The 19887-nt window shown below is 52.1% G+C and carries 17 protein-coding genes; 16 read left to right on the plus strand and 1 reads right to left on the minus strand.

The window, feature by feature from the left end; translation table 11 throughout:
* The first annotated feature begins 25 nt into the window (after positions 1-25).
* The 8 genes from BP71_RS02520 to BP71_RS02555 all read left to right on the plus strand — a co-directional run bounded on the left by BP71_RS02520 (position 26) and on the right by BP71_RS02555 (position 8849).
* On the plus strand, positions 26-1504 hold the full coding sequence (locus tag BP71_RS02520; RefSeq protein ID WP_496376263.1) for a sensor histidine kinase: 1479 nt from the start codon (positions 26-28) through the stop codon (positions 1502-1504).
* The gene (locus BP71_RS02525; RefSeq protein ID WP_496376264.1) at positions 1501-2235 is read left to right on the plus strand and encodes a LytR/AlgR family response regulator transcription factor; all 735 of its coding nucleotides are present in this window, start codon (positions 1501-1503) and stop codon (positions 2233-2235) included. The genes BP71_RS02520 and BP71_RS02525 overlap by 4 nt, the downstream gene beginning before the upstream one ends.
* 170 nt (positions 2236-2405) lie before the next feature.
* Complete coding sequence (locus tag BP71_RS02530) at positions 2406-2810, plus strand: hypothetical protein (protein ID WP_496376266.1); 405 nt, start codon at positions 2406-2408, stop codon at positions 2808-2810.
* A 5-nt stretch (positions 2811-2815) separates the two neighbouring features.
* Complete coding sequence (locus BP71_RS02535; RefSeq protein WP_496376268.1) at positions 2816-3460, plus strand: TatD family hydrolase; 645 nt, start codon at positions 2816-2818, stop codon at positions 3458-3460.
* Positions 3460-4197, plus strand: a complete 738-nt coding sequence (locus BP71_RS02540; protein WP_496376270.1) for a tRNA threonylcarbamoyladenosine dehydratase — start codon at positions 3460-3462, stop codon at positions 4195-4197. Before BP71_RS02535 ends, BP71_RS02540 begins: the two co-directional genes overlap by 1 nt.
* Positions 4198-4454: 257 nt before the next feature.
* Positions 4455-4610 (plus strand): hypothetical protein, encoded by a 156-nt coding sequence (locus tag BP71_RS02545; RefSeq protein WP_496376272.1) that lies wholly within the window; start codon positions 4455-4457, stop codon positions 4608-4610.
* 94 nt (positions 4611-4704) lie between these two features.
* The gene (locus BP71_RS02550) at positions 4705-7281 is read left to right on the plus strand and encodes an ABC transporter permease (protein WP_496376274.1); all 2577 of its coding nucleotides are present in this window, start codon (positions 4705-4707) and stop codon (positions 7279-7281) included.
* 581 nt (positions 7282-7862) lie between these two features.
* On the plus strand, positions 7863-8849 hold the full coding sequence (locus tag BP71_RS02555) for a GlxA family transcriptional regulator (protein WP_496376276.1): 987 nt from the start codon (positions 7863-7865) through the stop codon (positions 8847-8849).
* A 112-nt stretch (positions 8850-8961) separates the two neighbouring features.
* Here BP71_RS02555 and BP71_RS02560 read toward each other — a convergent pair whose 3' ends face one another.
* Positions 8962-9318: a winged helix-turn-helix transcriptional regulator gene (locus BP71_RS02560; RefSeq protein ID WP_496376278.1), complete on the minus strand. Its 357-nt coding sequence runs from the start codon at positions 9316-9318 to the stop codon at positions 8962-8964.
* A gap of 174 nt (positions 9319-9492) precedes the next feature.
* Between BP71_RS02560 and BP71_RS02565 the strand changes: the two genes are divergently transcribed.
* The 8 genes from BP71_RS02565 to BP71_RS02600 all read left to right on the plus strand — a co-directional run bounded on the left by BP71_RS02565 (position 9493) and on the right by BP71_RS02600 (position 19886).
* Positions 9493-9690, plus strand: a complete 198-nt coding sequence (locus tag BP71_RS02565; RefSeq protein ID WP_496376280.1) for a hypothetical protein — start codon at positions 9493-9495, stop codon at positions 9688-9690.
* Between the two features lie 159 nt (positions 9691-9849).
* The gene (locus BP71_RS02570) at positions 9850-10416 is read left to right on the plus strand and encodes an RNA polymerase sigma factor (RefSeq protein ID WP_496376282.1); all 567 of its coding nucleotides are present in this window, start codon (positions 9850-9852) and stop codon (positions 10414-10416) included.
* Positions 10417-10466: 50 nt separating this feature from the next.
* Complete coding sequence (locus tag BP71_RS02575) at positions 10467-11558, plus strand: FecR family protein (protein WP_496376284.1); 1092 nt, start codon at positions 10467-10469, stop codon at positions 11556-11558.
* A 125-nt stretch (positions 11559-11683) separates the two neighbouring features.
* Positions 11684-15181 carry a SusC/RagA family TonB-linked outer membrane protein gene (locus tag BP71_RS02580; RefSeq protein WP_496376286.1) on the plus strand — a complete coding sequence of 1166 codons (3498 nt, stop codon included), beginning with the start codon at positions 11684-11686 and terminating at the stop codon, positions 15179-15181.
* 20 nt (positions 15182-15201) lie between these two features.
* Complete coding sequence (locus BP71_RS02585; protein WP_496376288.1) at positions 15202-16728, plus strand: SusD/RagB family nutrient-binding outer membrane lipoprotein; 1527 nt, start codon at positions 15202-15204, stop codon at positions 16726-16728.
* A 28-nt stretch (positions 16729-16756) separates the two neighbouring features.
* Positions 16757-17524 (plus strand): HpcH/HpaI aldolase family protein, encoded by a 768-nt coding sequence (locus BP71_RS02590; RefSeq protein ID WP_496376290.1) that lies wholly within the window; start codon positions 16757-16759, stop codon positions 17522-17524.
* A gap of 12 nt (positions 17525-17536) precedes the next feature.
* Positions 17537-19003, plus strand: a complete 1467-nt coding sequence (locus BP71_RS02595) for a GntP family permease (RefSeq protein WP_496376292.1) — start codon at positions 17537-17539, stop codon at positions 19001-19003.
* A gap of 28 nt (positions 19004-19031) precedes the next feature.
* Positions 19032-19886, plus strand: coding sequence for an NAD(P)-dependent oxidoreductase (locus BP71_RS02600; RefSeq protein WP_496376294.1), 855 nt, complete (start codon positions 19032-19034; stop codon positions 19884-19886).
* Position 19887: the final 1 nt, after the last annotated feature.

Here is a 19887-nt window from a genome sequence, read left to right on the forward strand (position 1 = left end):
TTTGCGTCAAACCAATCGGAATCCTATGTTCAGGACACTCACACGCCGGCAGGACAGCCTGCTCTATCTCGGAACCCTTTGCTGGTTATCCATAGCCAACGTCTGGGGGGGCGAGGGCAGTCAATGGCAGGCATACTGGAATGCGCTGTCTGTATCGGTGCTGTTCTGGTTTCCCGGCTTCTGGCTGGCCTGGCAGCGGGAAAGCAAGGCCGAAGGCCGTTTCGAGGGGCGCAGCCGATTTTACTGGCGGCTTTTTTGGGGCTGTTATCTGCCGGTTGTCATGGTCCTTTCAGGAAGTTTGATGCGTCCCGGCGTACAGATGTGGTCGGTCGTTTTTGAGGGAGGGATCTGTCTTGCGGTATTGGAATGCGTGCTCATCCTGACCGGCCAGTACCTGAGTAACCTGCCTGCATTCAAATGGATTCACGCGATAAGCCTCGAAAAGGCGGTGCTGCTTACGATTACCGCATGGGCGATGATACTGGGCGGAATGGCTGTTTCCAGCGTAGATAACCCTGTTTATCACACGAAAGACCAGCTGTTGATTGGTTTCGAGCTCGATCTGTTTAGGATCGTGCGTAGGTTTCCCACGTTCCTGGGTTACACGGCACAGTTGCTGCTGATGTACCTCGCAGGCTTTTTCTTCTTTTACATAAACAGTAAATGGCTGGTGCCGCAGGTCCTGAAAGAGCACGGGGCCTTGCGGTACATGCTTTGCGGGTTAGCCGTCGTAGGGTTTTTCTACCCATTTTTAGGCGTACTGCTGGCAAACCTGCCGCTTAGTAAATTATTGGGCGGCGTATTTTCGTCGTATCCTTTCGATGGAGAAAATGCATTCGGGGCGGTTCTTATTCTCGGGATCAGTCTCCCCGTGCTGCTTGCTATTCAATGGACGCGTCAGAATAATCAGATCAGCGCATTGGAAAAGGAAAAATCCCAGGCCGAGCTCGACTTGCTGAAACAGCAGCTCAACCCGCATTTTTTCTTCAATACCCTTAATAACCTGTACGCGTTGAGCCTGCAACGCTCGGAGCAGACATCCGAGAGCATTCTGCAACTGTCGGACCTGATGCGGTACGTGATCTATAAAGCCAAAGAACCGCTCGTCAGCATTGGCGAGGAAGTACGTTACCTGGAAGACTATCTGCAATTGCAACAGATCCGCCTCCGCAAACACCTCGACCTGCGCTTTGAAAAGGATATTAAGGAAGATGCCGTCAGTATCGCGCCGCTTTTACTGATTGTTTTTGTGGAGAATGCGTTCAAACATGGTATCGAGCAGGCCGAGGGCGATGCATTCCTGCATTTATCGCTGCGGATCGATAGTACATCCCTGTTTTTTGTATGTAAAAATTCAATTGAACCGCAGGCCGACGCACAGGGAGGGATCGGATTGAGTAACTTGCGGAAACGTCTGGCATTGCTCTACCCCGGAAAGTACCGAATGGTCGCCGGAGGCGATGGGCAGACTTTCACCGCCGAACTCGAATTACAATTCGTATGAACCTGCGTTGCCTGATCGTGGACGATGAGCCGCTGGCGCACGACATCATCCTGCGCTACATGGAGGATGTGCCCTTTCTGGAAAAGGCCGGGCAATGCTACCTCGCTACGGAGGCATTCGCATTTCTGAGCAACCATGCCGTAGACCTGATTTTCCTCGATATCCGGATGCCTAAGCTTACCGGCCTCGATTTTCTGCGTACGCTGCGTCAACCCCCGCTTGTGGTCATCGCGTCCGCATACGAGGAGCACGCGCTCGAAAGCTTCGAACTGGAAGTGGTGGATTACCTGCTGAAACCCTTCCGGTTCGACCGTTTCCTGAAAGCCGCCAACCGTGCCCTGGAATTGCATACCCTGCGGAAACAAGGGGCGGCGTCAGCAGCAGTACCCGCGGCATCTGAAATTCCCCTGCAACCCGCCGAGAGCGGGCAGATCTACATCAAATCGGACAAGAAGCTGGTGCAAATGCCGCTGGAAGAGGTTTGTTATCTCGAAAGTCTGGGTAACTATGTCAAGGTTTGGGGGCAGCAGGATTTTTTGCTGACGCAACGCACATTGAGTAGTTTTGAGGAGCAGTTGCCGGGTGAGACATTCATACGCATTCACAAGTCATTTATACTCAATAAAAAATTTGTCCATTACATCGAGGGGAATGTGATCCGCATGCGAAACGGCAAGGAATTACCGCTGGGAAAAACGTTTAAGCATGTCATCAGGATGTTTCCGGGCTAATGATCGGACGGATGTTTTGGTAATATGCTGAGAATAAATAGGGGTGATTTAATAAACTGCGTTTCGAACGGTTGCCAAGGCTCAGGAAGCGTAGTCAAAGCCTTGAAATTTTAACGCGGGCTGGATATATTTGTTTCTACACCTAGTTCCGAAACTGCACCGCCAACTGAATGGAGTCACTCGAATACTTACGTAACGAGATCAAAACCTATTTTCCCGAATCAAAGGAATTACAGCTGTCCGCGGCCTATGACGGTCAGCCACGGTTTAATTTTTACTTCGAAATCGCACCGGAACAGCGCTATCTGCTTTATCTGAACTGGGACGGCGATGGCGACGGCTTCACTTTAAAATGCCTCGAATTTCCCGATGTTGTGACGCTGTGCGAATTGGCCGATGCCTACACAGACAAAGGCTCTAAAATGTTCAATATCGGCCGGCCCGTGGCCACACTCTCATTCGTTTACCGGGGAGCCGACCACCTTTCCGTGACGGGTTTCAGAGGCAGGAACAATCCTGATTCCCGCGAAATCACCGGCCGCCAGATGATGTACACCGTCAATCCGTTCGAGTAGGACATATGTACTATGATGTTCATACACATCAGTCGGCTGATTCAGAGGAGCTAATCCGGGTTCGAAATCTGCACAACGACTTTGAACAAGTACTGAATGGCCGCGTCAGTATGGGTTTGCATCCGTGGTATCTCCATGCGGAAACCCTGCATACGGACCTTCAATCACTGTCTGAACACGCTTCCCGATCCGAAGTGCTGGCGATTGGCGAGTGCGGGCTGGATAAACTGACAGCCACTCCATGGGCATTGCAGGTCGATGCTTTTGAGCCGCAGATCCGGATAGCGGAGGAGCTGGGGAAGCCGCTGATCATCCATTGCGTGAAGGCGTTCCAGGAGACTTTGCATTGCCTGCGTGATGTGAAGGTGCCAGTGATTTTCCATGGCGTCAACAACAAGCTTTCGATTTTGGAACCCGTGATCCGAGCCGGGCACTACCTTTCATTCGGTAAAGTATTGTTGCATATGGACGGAAACATGCACAGAACGTTCATTTCGACACCCATCGAAAAGCTCCTTCTGGAAACCGATGACACCGGCGCCGAAATCCGGGTCATTTATAAATTGGCCGCTCACATCAGGCGGATTCCGGAAAAAGACCTTGTTTTGCAGCTCGAACGGAATTTTAACAAGATTTTTAACATCGGATAATGCAGGATTTTAGCTGGCTTTCGCGGACGGAATTGTTGACAGGAAGGGATAATCTGGTCAAACTGAGTCAGTCACACGTACTGGTGATCGGTTTGGGCGGAGTCGGGTCGTTTGCGGCGGAGTTTATTTGCCGGGGTGGGGTAGGTACCATGACGATTGTGGATGGAGACGTGGTGGATCCCACGAACCGGAACCGACAGTTGCCCGCATTGGCCACTAATCACGGCGAGAGCAAGGCCGATATCATGGCCGGACGCCTCAAAGCGATCAACCCGGAGCTGACGCTGCACGTCGTCAAGACATTCATTACCCCCGACGCAGTGGATCAGATCCTTTCGGCGCATCCCTACGACTATATCGTGGATGCGATCGACAGCGTAACGCCCAAACTGACATTCCTGACCCAGGCATACGAACGCAACATGCGCATCGTGAGCTCCATGGGCGCAGGGGGTAAAATGGACCCGACGAAGCTCCGCGTGGTAGATATTTCGAAGACATTCAACTGCCCGTTTGCCCAGCAGGTCCGGAAAAACCTTAAAAAGGCCCGTATTTACAAAGGGATCAAAGCCGTATTCTCCACCGAGGAACAGATCCGGGAATCACTGATCCTGACCGACGGCAGCAACTACAAAAAGTCGGCTTACGGCACTATGTCATACCTTCCGGCCACCTTCGGCGCCACCTGCGCTTCGGTGGTGCTGAGAGAGCTCATTGGCGAGGAAGTGAAGTGCTAGCGGTGTCAGGACGAATGCCTCTCTTATAGTGATGAACGCCCATGGGTGCGCAAATACTTCGCTTGCCGGCATAGAGCTGGCTCTACCAGGGTATATTGGGTGTTGCGGCACCTGTTCTCCATCGTACAACGGTGTTCGCAAACGAACACTTCAACAACTGTCAGCTTTCTGAAAGGAGCGTTCTGCTCATTTCAGCCCCTTTTGAGACATTGGAAAGCCATTTGCTATACAAATGAGTAGGATAAAACTATTGTGCGATGAAAGGCTCGCAACTGGGAGAATTTGAAGAGATCGTATTATTGACTATCGCGCTGCTTTACGATGATGCTTACAGCGCAGCCGTCGTGGAGGAGCTCAGTCAGCGGCTTGACCGGCCGATGAGTCTGGGCGCCGTAAACGCCTTTTCACGGTAACTGCCGCAGGTGAACAGGCTTTGCATGAAACACGTAAAATTCGAAATGACCTGTGGGCCGGTATTCGTAAAACCGCTTTCGGAGGGAGTTTGGCATGAACGAGAAGAAAAGAGAGCCGGGTAACATTAAAGTGTCCCAACCGCCGCGATGGGCCAGACACTGGCTGGCGCGGACCGCCGCCCCTCATCTGCGGGAAGAGCTCTTGGGTGACATGGATGAATTGTTCCACAAACGTGCGCAACGATATGGTTACGTCAGGGCGCGGCGCATGTATGTATGGGACTTGGCCTTGCTGCTGCATCCGAGGCTATGGAGGCAGGAACCTGCTGCCCAAGCTCATCGCAGCCTTTATAATGACGTTCCCAAGTCGGATCTCCGGACTATATCCATCTTTCACCCGATCATGATAAACTCATATTTTAAACTTGCTTTTCGTAACCTGGCCAGGTACAAGGGATATTCATTCATCAACATCGCGGGCCTGGCCGTAGGGATGGCCGTCGCCATGCTGATTGGTATTTGGATACAGGATGAACTATCGGTCAATAAGCACCATAAAAATTACAGTACGCTTTATCAGGTGAAATTGAACCAAACCTTCGACGGTCGCCGGGGAACACAGGACGTGCTGCCATTTCCGTTGGGTGAGGAGCTTAGGTCTGAATACCCGGATTTCAAGGGAGTGGCGATGTACAAGAACGAAGAGAACCGCTCGCTGATTTTTGGAGACCGGAAATTCATTCGGAGCGGAATGTTCATTGGAGAAGATGCGATTGAGATGTTCTCACTGAACATCCTGAACGGGAAACGGAACCCCTTAAAAGAACCGTATTCAATTGTACTGACAGATGAAATGGCCGGTGCTATTTTCGGCAGGCAGGATCCGATCGGCAAGATCCTTAAACTGGAAAACAAAACCGATTTAAAGGTAAACGCCGTGGTTGCCAAACAGCCGAAGAATGCGACGCTGCAATTTGACTTTTTGCTTCCCTGGCACTTGCAGCACAGCCTGTACGATTGGGTCGAAAAATATGCAAAAACGGATTGGAAAAATAACGACTGGCGCTTGTTCGTCCAACTGAACGACGGTATGAGTCCGGCGCAAACCAACGCTAAAATTAAAGATGTTGTGCTCGATCATCAGGCCGATGATCCTAATGTCAGGAAGTTGGTGAAGCCAGAGATCTTTTTGCACCCGATGGCAAAGTGGCGGCTCTATTCGGATTTTGAAGAAGGGAAAAACACGGGTGGATTTATCCGGTATGTACGGTTATTTGGCGTTTTTGGCTTGTTTATTCTGGTCATTGCCTGCATTAATTTCATGAATCTATCTACGGCGCGATCCGAAAAACGCGCGAAGGAAGTGGGAGTGCGCAAAGCCGTTGGTTCGGGGCGGGAACAGCTGATCGGACAGTTCCTGAGCGAGTCGATCCTGATTGCTTGTATAGCCCTCGTGCTGGCCCTGGGCATTTCCCTGATCTCCTTGCCCTACTTCAACCGACTCACAGAAAAAGCCATGTCCATCGATTTCGGGAACCCTGTTTTTTGGGGCATCACGGCCGCTTTCACCTTGTTTACCGGATTGCTGGCCGGGAGTTATCCCGCGCTGTATTTATCTTCGTTCAACCCCGTAAAGATTATCAAGGGCAATGTGCATGTGGGAAAAGGTGCGTCACTGCCCCGAAAAATCCTCGTTGTCGTTCAGTTCACATTTTCCGTTGCCCTGATGATCGGTACCATTATTATTTACCAGCAGATTCAGCATGGCAAGAACCGGCCGGTTGGCTTCACGAAGGAAGGGCTCATTTCCGTCAATTCCTCCAAAGATCTCCTTGATCATTTTGAAGCGCTGCGCGCAGATCTGCTAGCCACCGGAGCCGTAGCCTCCCTGTGCAAGACCAACTCTCCCCCAACCCAATGGTGGAGCAGTAACAGTGGTTGGGAATGGAAAGGTGCTACCCCGGAAGATAAATCCGTCATTTTTACGACCCTGGCCACGAGCTACGACTACATGAAGACCATGGGTATCAGGCCCAAAGAAGGGCGGGATTTTTCGCGTGACTTTGCCACGGATTCCACTGGTGTCATTTTGAACGAAACGGCCGTCAAACGCATGGGGCTGCAAAATCCAATTGGTGAGACCCTGAAATGGGCAGGCAGGAATTGGACGGTCGTCGGAGTGATCCCCGATATTGTTGTGGAATGGTCGGCCTACCGTGCGGCGGCGCCGATGACGATTATATTTGATAAAAACTGGGTCAGTTTTATTGACGTGCGGATCAATCCCGCAGTGCCTACATCCGTTGCCATTGAAAAGATTGCCCCGATTTTTGATAAATATAATCCGATATATCCGTTCGACTATCAGTTTGCCGATATCGAATATGCCAAAAAATTCAGTTACGAAGAGCTGATCGGCAACCTTTCCGCCATCGTTTCGACGCTTGCTATATTTATTTCCTGTCTGGGTTTGTTCGGACTGGCGTTGTTCATGGCCGAACAGCGGGTCAAAGAAATTGGCATCCGTAAAGTTTTGGGTGCCAGCATAGCCAATGTGTGTGGGTTGCTGTCAAAAGAATTTCTTCAACTGGTCATAACGGCCTGCCTGATCGCATCGCCCATTGCGTGGTATGCCATGAATCAATGGTTGAAAAGCTATACCTACAAATAACGATCGGTGCTGGCGTATTCCTGGCTGTGCTGGCAGTGGCATTACTCATCACCTTTTTGACGGTTGGCTTCCAGGCCCTGAGAGCCGCCTTGCAGAACCCAGTGAAGAGTTTACGAAGTGAATAGGGTGACAAGCTTTTCCCTTCGCGTCGCAAATTGGTGTTAGGGGTGATTTTTAGATTGTCGCGGCCAGATTCTCTTGAGTCCCGGAATGGGTTTTCTGATGATGAGGACCGCTATGTTTTTAATGAAAAGCAACAGAAATGTGATGGCAAATACGGCCATCAGAACGAGATCGATATCCTCAGTCAACCAGCTCATACTATGTAAATGATTTCCTGAATAAAGTTACATACCGGGATGTGTTTTGCAAATTATTTTTACAGTTTTTATTGGAATAATGAAGAAAAACCGCTGTGGTGCAGCTATGGTATGCTTTGTGCATGTAAATGCGGAATCGTGCATGTCGTGCTGACAGACATTCCTTTTACCCGCAATGCGTGTTAAATTTGTGACCGGCACCCGGTTAGAACCGCGGGTAACCGGCATTTTAACAACAGTGACCAGATCAGCCATTTAGCCATGACCATAAAGAATGTAGCGATCATTGTGCCCATCGGGGGCGTTTTGTCCGGGATCGAGATGGTCCGGCACCTTTTTAACGAAGCCAATGATTACCTGGTCACCCTTGGCCGGGAACAGCTTTTCCGGGTGAAACTGACAGGTGCCACGCGCCACGTTTCGTTGAACGACGGGCTTTTTTCAGTGAGAATGGACGCGACGATCGACGAATCCGGACCGGTAGACCTGATCATCATTCCGGCATTGTATATGGACGTGGAAACGCATTTGAGCCAGAATGAGGCACTTATCGGCTGGGTTGCAGAGCAGTACGCGCGCGGAGCCGAGGTTGCGAGCCTGTGTGTCGGCGCATTCCTGCTTGCGAAGACAGGCCTGCTCGATGGCCGTCAATGCACCACGCATTGGAAAGCCGCCCATCATTTTAAAAGAATGTTTCCTGGCATTGCGCTGGTGAAGGAGAAGATCATTACGGATGAGCAGGGTATTTATTCCAGCGGCGGCGGGTTGTCGATGCTCAATCTGATGATTTACCTGGTCGAAAAACATGCGGGCAGGGAAGTTGCGATCTATTGCGCCAAATTCTTCCAGGTCGATATCGAACGAAGCACACAAACGCCCTTTATTATCTTCCAGGGCCAGAAGGAGCACAGCGACGAGCAGATCAAAAAAGCCCAGACATACATCGAAAGTAATTTTGCGGGTCGTATTTCGGTCGATCAGTTGGCAGAGATGCTCGCATTAGGTCGTCGCAGCCTGGAACGGCGTTTCAAGAAAGCCACGTCTAACACATTGAACGAGTACATTCAGCGGGTTAAGATAGAAGCGGCCAAGAAGCACCTTGAATCCGGAGAAAGGAAGATCAACGACATCATGTCTGAGGTTGGGTACTCCGACACCAAGGCTTTCCGGAGCTCGTTTAAATCGATAACGGGCCTGCTTCCCGCGCAATACCGGACGAAGTACAACAAACGGGCGGTGGGTTTGTGATCGGGCCCCACAAGCTTGGTACGGTCGTCAGGCGCGGCCGGATATCACTCATAATTTTCGAAGTACCGGATAAAGTGTGTGGAAGACCGGGCGGGCGGTCTCCGGGTATCCTTTATTCCGGGAATTCCATTTCTGTCTCGGAGAAATGGCACAGGCCGTCCAGCATTTCGCTCAGTTTAAAACCGACTTCCGACAAACTGTATTCCACCCGGCTGGGCACCTCGCGGAAATTGTCGTTGCGAATGATGAGTTTATGCTGTTCGAGCAGCTTCAAACGGTCTGCTAAAATGTTGTCGCTGATGTATTTAAGGTCTTCTTTCAGGCTCGAAAAGCGGGTGTTGCCCTCCTCGATGCTGAACATGACTTCGGTCAGCCACCGTTTGCTGAGCAGGTTGATCAGTTCATTCAACCTGCATTTTTCTTCCAGGAACGTTTGATTGTAGTAATTGGTCGACGTAAGTTTTCTCATATGTTTCGGCTCATTTATATAGGAGTTACTCACAATTTACGGAGATATTGATCGCTTGTCAACCCGGCTCCTTTTTTGCGGGCGTTTTCGGGGAGAGCGGCATCGCTACGCTTCATTCGGGTGAACTGCCGAACTTCCCGGGAAAATAGTATTACTAAACCCGGGTATTATTTAATGGAGGAACTGACAATTTTTGAATTGAATGCGATGTACGAAATGGTGAGCCACAAACTCGAAGCGGTTTTGTTGAATGAACACCATATCACCTGGGAACACTGGGTGCTGAAATGTGCCAACCTGAGCAACGAAACCAAGATATCCTGCTTCCTGCAGGCCGGTACCAGAATTCTACACATTCTTATGCCTCAATAATGCTGCTGCTGGCATAGCGACCGTGTGCGTTGCCTGAGTTGGGGCAGCGTGTTGGATTTTGTGATAGTATTGTGCATTATTTTTATAAAAAAGATGAAAATAGTGGGGTATATATGTCAAAAATGAGTCTCATCTAGAAAAAGTGACAGCTAACACGAGATGAGACCACGCATTACTCCCGATGAAGCTCAGAAACTTTGGAATGACTACCAGTCCGGTGACATGTACGCACTGGCCAACATCATGCAGGGCTATTATTCCGATCTGTTCCATTGGGGTTTGAGGTTGCACGGCGAGCGGGAGTTCGTAAAGGATTGTATTCAGGATACGTTCGTCAATCTCTGGAAAACACACCAGTCGGTTGCACGGGTTGTGAATGTGCGGTCCTATTTGCTGGTGGTATTGAAGACACGCATTCTCCGTGAGCTGTCCAGAAAACATGTCACCCACCAATCGATGCTGTCCGATGAATATTCTTTCTCGGTAGAATTCTCTTCCGACCTGCGGCTGATTGACGAGGAACATGAGGTTTACCAGGTCCGGAAGCTGGAAGGCGTGCTGAACAATCTGTCGGGCCGGCAGAAAGAGCTGATCTACCTCCGTTTCTACCAGAGCCTGAGTTTCGAGCAGATCGCCGAAGTTATGAACCTGAGCCGCCAGTCGGTATATAACCTCCTGCAGAAGTCACTGGGGAATCTCCGAAAGCACTACGACCTCTCTTCCTGAAGCGGGATCTGGCGTATAATGTATAACGTAATTGAAAAACTAAAACCGGAATGAAGCCTTACGAATCGTATACCGTGGAAGATTTTCTGGAAGACGAGAGTTTTCGGCAATGGGTGCGGGGCCAGGGCACGCAAGAGGTTTTCTGGCTGTCTTTTCTGGAAACCTATCCTGCCCAACGCACCGCTTTCCGGGAGGCCGAACACCTCATCCGTGCTGTAAACGTGGATTCTGACCCGATCGGCGAGAAGGAAATACGTGCAGAGGTGGAGCGGTTTATCGCAAAGGCAAGCCGCGAAACCGCCGAAACCGGGTCCTGGCTGAACGACGACGAGGAGGGCGGGTTAATTGTACAATGGAAACGCTGGCTGATGGCCGCGGCGGCAGTTTTTGTACTGGGCGCGGGAATAGGCTGGTATTACTATCACGGTGGTGCCGGCAGGCCCCGGATCGCGTCCGCCAACATCAGTCCTCCAAATTTGGTGAAAACGAGTAATGACACCGGCAAGCCATTGAAAATCATTCTGAGTGACGGTTCGGAGGTAGTCCTCAGCCCCAAATCCTATCTGAATTATCCGTCGGAGTTTGCTGATAGCGCCCGGGTGGTGTACCTGACCGGCGAAGCGGTTTTCTCGGTTAAAAAACAGGGACAAGCCTTTATGGTCTATACAGGTAAAGTCATCACGAAAGTACTCGGTACGCGGTTTCTGGTGAGCGCATTCGACGATGACAAGAATATTACGGTGCAGGTGCAGACGGGCAAAGTGTCGGTGTATGTCGACAAACCTTCGCAAAAAGAGGTGAAAGGATTGATTATCACCGCAAACCAGGCTGCTGTTTTTGAGAAGAATGTCAATCAGCTTTCCAAAACGCTGGTCGAAAACCCCGAAAAGCTCACCCGCGAACCGGTGGAGAGTATTCTGAAATATGATGAGGTGCCGTTGCCGGTAATTCTGCGGGATATTGAAAGATCTTACGGAATACCGGTCCAGTTTGATGTGGAAAGTTTCTGGACATGTAAAATAACGGTGGCTTTCTCGGATGAAAGCATGTATGACAAGTTGAGTACACTTTGTAAAACGGTTTCTGCCAACTATGAAGTTGTCGACGGGCAGATCATCGTCAGCGGAAAAGGCTGCAAATAATGTAATAAAAATGGCAGTGTCAGCCACTGCCATCAGGTTGGAGTATCGAGCGTCCACTCGCCAAAGTTACGCGCCCGGTACCTGCAAGTTCCCGGTTAAAAGAACCATTAACCCTAATCAAAAGTATGAAAAAACGCATTACCAGAAAATTCTGGCTGAAACTTATGAGGTTTTCAATCACACAGAGTTTGGTCATGTTATTGCTCGCGGGCGTTGTATACGCACACACGGGCAGAGCACAGGAATACCTGAACCGCAAACTGACGGTCCAGGTGGAAAACCGCGCCATCAAACAGGTGCTGGCACACATCGAAAAGGAGACGGACGTGCAGTTTGTGTACAGCTCCAATGTGCTGGAAGCGTCGCGGAAAGTGACTATCAAAGTAGTGAATACCCCATTGGAGGAGGTATTGAACAAGCTTTTGAAGCCATTGAAGATCAAATATGAACTGGCGGGGCGAAAGATCATCCTTTCGGCGGGAGACCTTCCGGCAGGCGACAGCGGTCAGCTGCTGCCGGATGCCGGTTTGCTGAACGCTCCCCCCCTGAAAAGCCTGTCCGGAAAAGTTACCGATGAAAAAGGAGCCGCATTGCCGGGCGTGAATATTATCGTCAAAGGCACCCAGCGCGGAACGACAACGAATTCGGAAGGCACATTTCAAATCGAATTGCAGGAGGGGGATGCCGCACTGCTGTTTAGTTTTGTTGGCTACCAGTCCAAAGAAGTGATCCTCGGAAACCAGACGAGCCTGGTGGTGTCGCTTGTCCCCGAAAGCAAGGCACTGGAAGAGGTAGTGGTAACGGCATTGGGTATCAAAAAGGCAGCAAAAAGCTTGGGTTATGCAACAGCCAGCGTGGCCACGGAGGAAATGACGGTGAACCGGACCGCCAATTTCATGAACGCATTGCAGGGTAAAATGGCAGGTGTTAACATCACTTCGCTGGGTTCGGGCCCGGCAGGTACGAGCAAGATCAGGATTCGCGGCCAGTCGTCGTTTGGGGGCAACAATTCGCCGCTGATCGTGGTCAATGGCGTACCGATCGACAATAGTAATTTTGGTGCGCGCGGCGATGGGGCCGATAAGGGCGCGAACCGCACTTCCGACAGCGGGGACGGGCTCAGCAGCATTAATCCCGACAATATAGAATCCATGACCATCCTGAAAGGGGCGGCCGCTTCGGCATTGTATGGCTCCCGCGCCAAAGACGGGGTGATCATGATCACCACGAAAACCCGCGGGGCGGGCATTGGCATCGGTATCGAATTCAATTCCAATTTCACCACCGAAACGCCCTTGGATTACACCGATTACCAATACGAATATGGCCAGGGAGAGAATGGCAAACGGCCGACCACACCCAATCCGACGTCGGGACAGTGGAGTTTCGGTGAGAAGTTTCAGCCGGGCATGACGCAGGTCCTGTTCGACGGCGTGGAAGTGCCCTATGTCCCTCAAAAGCATCAGATTACCGACTATTATCGCCGGGGCAGCACATTCACCAACACCATTACCGTGTCGTCCGGCGGAGAATTCGGCGGTTTTAGCCTTTCGCTTTCGAACCTGGACAACAAAACGATCCTGCCGGGCTCGGGCTATCACCGCAAGACCGTTAACCTGGGTTTCACGCAAACGATGGCCAAAAAACTGACGGTTTCGGGTAATATCAACTATTCCAACGAAGATCGTAAAAACCCGCCCAACATCGCCGAACAGGATTACAGCCCGGTGGTGCTCTACAATATGGCGAACTCCATGCCGCTCGATCTGTTGGAAAAATATGCCACCGATGCGAACGGAAACGAGTACGTCTGGTCGCGTTTTACGAACCGGACAAACCCTTACTTTGCATTGAAACGGTTCGAAAACGTGGAAAAGGACCGCATTTTCGGGAACCTGTCGGTACGCTACAACTTTACCGACTGGCTGTATGCCCAGGTGCGGGTAGGGCAGGATTATTTTGCCCGCGAGCAGGACTACAACCTGCCCACCGGAAGTCAGCGGCAGGCGGCCGCACCGCAGGGGTTCGTCAACGGGCAATATGTGCAGGATACCCGTTCGGTGCGCGAGATGAACACCGACTTTTTGATTTCAGCTAATAAGACATTCGGGCGCATTGGTCTCAATATCAATGCCGGAGGCAATCAGATGTATCGCAAACTGAGCCGACATAATGTGTTTGTGCAGGACTTCTATGTGCGCGACCTGTATACGATCGGCAATGGCCGCCAGCGCGATGCGACTTATGAGTTTTCCAAACGGCAGGTCAACTCTCTGTACGGTGCCGCGGAGATTTCCTACAACGACTTCCTTTTCCTGAACGGAACCCTTCGAAACGACTGGTTTTCGACCTTGTCACCTGCCAACCGGAGCATTGTGTACCCGTCCGTGACCGCCAGTTTTGTGTTTTCGCAGGCATTCACCGCCTCGCTGCCCGCATGGATCTCGTTTGGTAAAGTCCGTGTGGCCTATGCCGAGGTCGGAAGCGACACCGATGTGCAGCCTTATGCCAACAACCTGTTTTACAACATTAATCCACAGCAATTCCCCAATCCCAACGGGGCAGGGCAACCGCTTGCCACGATCAACGGCTCCACCGTTCCGAATGCGGACCTGCGACCGATGCGGGTTTCGGAAAAGGAGGTGGGTTTGGAGCTGAAACTGTTTGAAAACCGGCTCGGACTTGATTTTACATATTACGATAAACTGTCCTCAGACCAGATTTTGCAGGCCCAAACCTCCGATGCCTCGGGTTATCTCACTCAGCTCATCAATGTCGGAAAGGGACGCAACCGCGGACTGGAAATGATGGTGAACGTGACACCCTACCAAACCAAAAATTTTACCTGGAACCTCAATGTCAATGCCGCTTACAATGTCACCAAGACACTCGACCTGGGCGGGAATATCAGCGACGCGATGATCACTGTCGGCACCGGCGATTTTACGGGTGAGCTCCGGCAGGTGGTAGGAAAGCCGATGGGGCAGCTTTATGGCTTCGGCTACCTTCGTGACGACCAGGGACGCCAGGTTTTCGACGCCGGAAACGGCCGTCCGCTACGGACGCCGACGCAGATCGCGTTCGGAAGCGCATTGCCGAAATGGGTAGGAGGGATTACCAACAGTTTTAATTACAAAAGCTTTTCCGCCTCTGTTCTGATCGATTTCAAACTGGGGCATAAGATGATATCTGGGACGAATCACAATGCGTGGCGGCACGGTTTGCTTAAAGAAACGCTACCCGGTCGGGCCGAGGGATTTGTCATTGGTGACGGCGTGAACCCGAATGGGGAAGTGAACCAGACAAAATCGGTGGTACAGGCTTACTATGAAACCGTCCGTTCACAGAATATCGCCGAACAGTTTGTGTACAATGCGGGCTTGTGGCAATTGCGGCAGATTACTTTCGGATACGATTTTTCCCGGCTGCTGCCGAAGAATGTGCCGTTTATCAAAGGAGCCCGGCTGAGTATTGTCTCGAACAATGTGGCTGTGATCAAGAAATGGGTTCCTACCATTCATCCTGACCAGTTTGGTTTTCCTTCGGACAACCTGATCGGCCTGGAAGCGACCGGGCTGCCCATTACCCGGAGTACCGGTTTCAATCTCAACCTGAAATTCTAAGCCAATACCAACCATTGACCATGAAAAAGGCTATTCAAATATTGATCAGCGGGCTGAGCATCACAATGATGCTTTCCTGCGACAGTGGTTTTGATAAAATGAATATCAATCCCATCGCCCTCACCGCCGTAGATCCTGCCTACCAGCTCAATACGACGATCGTCAACAGTGCGCCGGTGTACGGCAATCTCAGCTACGAAACAACGATCGTGAAGCAGATGATCACGCCATTCAGCGGGCAGGGGTCGGCTGCAAACTTTAATCAGGACAACCGGGGAGTGACCTCCGGCAACTGGAACACGTTTTATCGGACCATCATTAAAGAACTGGCGGACGTGACGGGCAAAACAAAGGATGACGCCAGCCGCAGCAACCTGTACAATATGGCGCGGATCTGGAAAGCCTACGCATTCATGATCCTGACCGATACGTACGGAAATGTACCTTATAACGAGGCCGGATTGGGTTTCCTGGCGGGCAACACCAAACCCGCCTATGATAACCAGGAAGCGATTTACAACGATATTCTGAATGAACTCGACGCCGCTTCAAAGGGTCTGGATGCTTCCAAACCGGCGGTAGCCAGCGACGTACTGTATGGCGGCGACCTATCGAAATGGAAAAAACTCGGCCATTCGCTGCTGCTCCGGGCTGCCATGCGGCTTTCGAAAGTAAACCCGACCAAAGCCGCTGAATACGTAGCCAAGGCAGTGGCCGGCGGCGTTATGGCGTCCAGCCAGGACAATGCGGTGATCCGCCACACGGCCAGTTTCAGTAACCCGGTGGGTAGTTCGCTGAATGGAGGACAGTCGGCATTCTATTACCTGGACGAAGAATTTGTAACCTATCTGACGGCCAACAACGATCCGCGGCTGGCGTCTATCGCCGTTCGTTATGTGGGTGCCCAAAGCGGGGCGGACCAGGTGGAAGCCAAAGCCAACCGCGCAGTAAGCGTGCAGATCGGGATGCCGCAAGGGTATGATAATACGACGATCAGCACGGATGTGGCAGCCAAGAAACTGGCAAGTCTTTGGGATTACAGTCAGCTAGACAGGACCCGCATGGCGGCCTTGAACGCACCGAGTTTCCTGGTCACCCATGCACAAACCCAGTTACTGCTGGCGGAGGCAGTTGTCCGCAAATGGGCGACCGGGGACGCGGCAGCGCTCTACGCCGAGGGGATCAGGGCGCATATGCAGCAGTTCGCGATGTATGGCGCAGCGACCGCCATTGGGGAGGCGGCGATGAACGCCTACCTGGCCGCGCACCCTTTGCATGCGGGTAAGGAGCTGGAAGAGATCAACACGCAGTATTGGGTAGCCTCTTTCCTGATCGGCCCGGAAGCGTTCGCCAATTTCCGCCGCAGCGGCTTCCCGGTTCTGAAACCCAATCCATATCCCGGCAGCGATCTTAAAAACGAACCATTTATCCGCAGGCTTACCTACACCGACGCCGAGCTGAACGTGAACCACGACAATGTCCAGAAGGCCATTGCCACACAAGGTCCCGACCTGCTCGATACCCGGGTATGGTGGGACAAGAAATAGCCTTATCGTATCAACCATTGAATTTGGAATGAAAAACCTGAAAAAAAGACTGCAAAACGGGGAAACCCTGCACGGCTGCTGGCTCAACACCGGAAGCTCCCTCACCGCGGAGATCGTCGGCCTCGCCGGCTTCGACTGGGTGCTGATCGACCTGGAACATGGTGCGGGCTCCGAAAAGGACGTGCTGTACCAGTTACAAGCACTCGAACACACCCCTACGGCTGCCATTGTGCGCGTGGAGAGTTCGGAGAGTCAGCGTATTCACCGGGTGCTGGATATGGGGGCAGAGGGCGTGATGTGCCCGAAGATCCTCAATCCTGCCGGGGCACAGAAGCTCGTGCAGGGTTTGCATTACCCGCCGTTTGGCGGCCGGGGCGTGGCCAAAATGGTGCGCGCAACCGGTTTCGGCCAGCATTTTCAGGATTATTATGATAATTCCCGCGCCAACATACTCGGCATTGCGCAGATCGAAACGGTGGAAGTGCTGAACCATCTGGATGACGTGGCGGGCATCGACGGGGTAGACGTCCTTTTCATCGGGCCGGCAGACCTTTCCATGGAGCTCGGTATTTTCGGGCAGTTCGACCACCCGCGATTCAAAGACGCGGTGCGTGAAACCGTAGAAGCGGCCCGGAAAGCAGGCAAAGCGACTGGTATCCTGTTTTTCAATACCAATGAATACGCGGCCTACCACGACCTCGGAATCCGGTTTATCGCATGCGGCTCAGATGCCACTTTTGTGGCCGAAGGCGCACGCACCATGGCCAAAAAACTGAACGACCTTCGCCCATCCTAAATCTGACGTTTCATGACCCTGACTGTTTTTTTGTTCAGCGACCCGTTGTTTATTCTCCTGATTGGTGTGATTATTGTGGTAGGCGGAATCATTTTTCTACAATTGCACCCGTTCCTGGCACTGATCCTGGCCGCATTCGCGGTGGCATTGCTGACGCCCGCGGCGTCCATCGAGGCATTTGCCCTTGCGAAAGGTTCCGCCCCGGCGGCGGCGAAAGCACTGGCAGGCAAAAGTATCGGCGAACGCATTGCGACGGAGTTTGGCAGTACCTGCGGTAAAATAGGTATTCTGATCGCTATGGCCGCCATTATAGGCAAAAGTATGCTGGAAAGCGGTGCTGCGGAGCGCATTGTACGCTCAATGCTGGCGGTTACCGGGGTGCGCAATGCGCCGTTCGCATTCCTGGTGAGCAGTTTTTTCCTGGGCGTGCCGGTATTTTTCGACATCGTAATTTTCCTCATGATCCCACTCGCCAAGGCGGTGAGTATGCGCATCGGCAAAAACTACCTGCTGCTGGTGCTTGCCATTACCGGCGGTGCGGCCATGGCCAATTCCTTCGTTCCCCCGGCACCAGGGCCATTGTTTCTGATCGGGGAGATGAACATTCCTATTGGCATGATGATGGCGGGCGGCACTTTGCTGGGGCTGATCACCATCACTTCCGGGTTTCTTTTCGCCAAATGGGCCAATGCCAAATGGCCGGTGGAATTGCGGGATTCGCTGGATGCCCGCCTGGACGACATCCGTTCGCTGGCCGAACGCGACGACAGTGAGCTGCCACCGCTTTGGTTTTCGTTGCTGCCCGTGCTTTTCCCGCTGGTGCTGATCTGCCTGGACAATATCCTGAAATCGGTCATCAAATCGGGGACGTATGTTCCGGAGTCGGGGCTGGCGCATTTTCTGGTGGATTTTGTGGCCCTTTTTGGAGACAAAAACATCGCATTGGTTACCGGAGGGCTCATCGCATTGGTACTGCTGGCCGTTAGAAAGAAAGGCAGCAAGGACGGTGTTACAACCTTTGTACAGGCTGCCCTGATGAGCGGGGGAGGCATTATCCTCATTACCGCAGCGGGCGGTGCGTTCGGTGGTATTTTACAGCAAACCGGCATCAGTTCCCGTATTGCCGCACTCACGGCGGATTACCAGATGACCCTGATCCCGCTCGCTTTTGTAATCAGCGCAGTCGTACGTACCGCGCAGGGATCCGCGACGGTGGCATTGATCACGGCTTCCGGTATCCTGTCCGGGATGGCTACCAGCGCCCATCTCGAATACCATCCGCTGTATCTCGGGCTGGCGATCGGCTGTGGTTCCAAACTGGTGCCGTGGATGAACGACGCCGGTTTCTGGATCATCGTGAAGATCAGCAACCTCACTGAAAGAGAAGCATTGAAGACATTCTCGCCCATGCTGGTGGTGATGGGATGCGTCGGTTTGATCGTACTGATGATCGCGGCGCGGGTATTTCCTTTGGTTTAATCGATTTAAAACAGATAGTTAATTGAATATGGAGAAAATTGGTTTTATAGGGTTGGGTATCATGGGTAAGCCTATGGCGCTTAATCTGCTGAAAGCGGGCTTTCCGGTGGGTGTGTTGGCAAGCAGCCAGGCATCGGATGCATTGAGAGAGGCCGGGGCCTCGGTATGGCCCGATGCGGCAGCGTTGGCCGCTCATAGCGACGTGATCATTACGATGCTGCCGGATTCGCCGCAGGTAGAACAGGTCGTAAACAGTGGTGTCCTGGTCGGCATCCGCGAAGGAAGCCTTTTTATTGACATGTCTACGATCGCGCCGTCTGTCGCGCGGAATCTTTACAACACCATGCGGGAAAAAGGAGTGGAGGCACTGGATGCACCGGTTTCGGGTGGGCAGGTGGGTGCGGAAGGAGCTACATTGTCCATTATGGTCGGAGGGGAGGCAGGTGCATTCGGACGTGCATTGCCGGTGTTTCAGGCTATGGGTAAAAATATTGTGCATATCGGAGAACCGGGAGCGGGCCAGACGACCAAGGCCTGTAACCAGATGATCGTCGGACAGACGATCCAGGCAGTAGCGGAGGCGTTTACGCTAGCGGGAAAAGCGGGTGTGGATCTTGCCAAAATGCGCGAAGTATTGCTGGGTGGTTTTGCCCAAAGCCGCATTCTGGACCTGCATGGCCAGCGGGTCATCGATCAGAATTTCAAGCCCGGTTTTAAAATCAAACTGCATCAGAAAGACATCAACATCGCATTGCAGACAAGCGAGGAACTTGGCCTCACTTTGCCTGGTACCGAAACTGTGGCAGCGCAAATGCAGGTAGCCATGGAGCAGGGCAGCGGGGAGCTGGACCATAGCGCGCTGTTTCTGGCATTGAAGAAATAAA

It is taken from the genome of Dyadobacter ginsengisoli DSM 21015 (assembly GCF_059568735.1).

What these genes read in the sequence shown, in the direction of transcription:
- BP71_RS02520 (WP_496376263.1), top strand. Translation starts at nt 26, where the DNA reads ATGTTCAGGACACTCACACGCCGGCAGGACAGCCTGCTCTATCTCGGA.
- BP71_RS02525 (WP_496376264.1), top strand. Translation starts at nt 1,501, where the DNA reads ATGAACCTGCGTTGCCTGATCGTGGACGATGAGCCGCTGGCGCACGAC.
- BP71_RS02530 (WP_496376266.1), top strand. Translation starts at nt 2,406, where the DNA reads ATGGAGTCACTCGAATACTTACGTAACGAGATCAAAACCTATTTTCCC.
- BP71_RS02535 (WP_496376268.1), top strand. Translation starts at nt 2,816, where the DNA reads ATGTACTATGATGTTCATACACATCAGTCGGCTGATTCAGAGGAGCTA.
- BP71_RS02540 (WP_496376270.1), top strand. Translation starts at nt 3,460, where the DNA reads ATGCAGGATTTTAGCTGGCTTTCGCGGACGGAATTGTTGACAGGAAGG.
- BP71_RS02545 (WP_496376272.1), top strand. Translation starts at nt 4,455, where the DNA reads ATGAAAGGCTCGCAACTGGGAGAATTTGAAGAGATCGTATTATTGACT.
- BP71_RS02550 (WP_496376274.1), top strand. Translation starts at nt 4,705, where the DNA reads ATGAACGAGAAGAAAAGAGAGCCGGGTAACATTAAAGTGTCCCAACCG.
- BP71_RS02555 (WP_496376276.1), top strand. Translation starts at nt 7,863, where the DNA reads ATGACCATAAAGAATGTAGCGATCATTGTGCCCATCGGGGGCGTTTTG.
- BP71_RS02560 (WP_496376278.1), bottom strand. Translation starts at nt 9,318, where the DNA reads ATGAGAAAACTTACGTCGACCAATTACTACAATCAAACGTTCCTGGAA.
- BP71_RS02565 (WP_496376280.1), top strand. Translation starts at nt 9,493, where the DNA reads ATGGAGGAACTGACAATTTTTGAATTGAATGCGATGTACGAAATGGTG.
- BP71_RS02570 (WP_496376282.1), top strand. Translation starts at nt 9,850, where the DNA reads ATGAGACCACGCATTACTCCCGATGAAGCTCAGAAACTTTGGAATGAC.
- BP71_RS02575 (WP_496376284.1), top strand. Translation starts at nt 10,467, where the DNA reads ATGAAGCCTTACGAATCGTATACCGTGGAAGATTTTCTGGAAGACGAG.
- BP71_RS02580 (WP_496376286.1), top strand. Translation starts at nt 11,684, where the DNA reads ATGAAAAAACGCATTACCAGAAAATTCTGGCTGAAACTTATGAGGTTT.
- BP71_RS02585 (WP_496376288.1), top strand. Translation starts at nt 15,202, where the DNA reads ATGAAAAAGGCTATTCAAATATTGATCAGCGGGCTGAGCATCACAATG.
- BP71_RS02590 (WP_496376290.1), top strand. Translation starts at nt 16,757, where the DNA reads ATGAAAAACCTGAAAAAAAGACTGCAAAACGGGGAAACCCTGCACGGC.
- BP71_RS02595 (WP_496376292.1), top strand. Translation starts at nt 17,537, where the DNA reads ATGACCCTGACTGTTTTTTTGTTCAGCGACCCGTTGTTTATTCTCCTG.
- BP71_RS02600 (WP_496376294.1), top strand. Translation starts at nt 19,032, where the DNA reads ATGGAGAAAATTGGTTTTATAGGGTTGGGTATCATGGGTAAGCCTATG.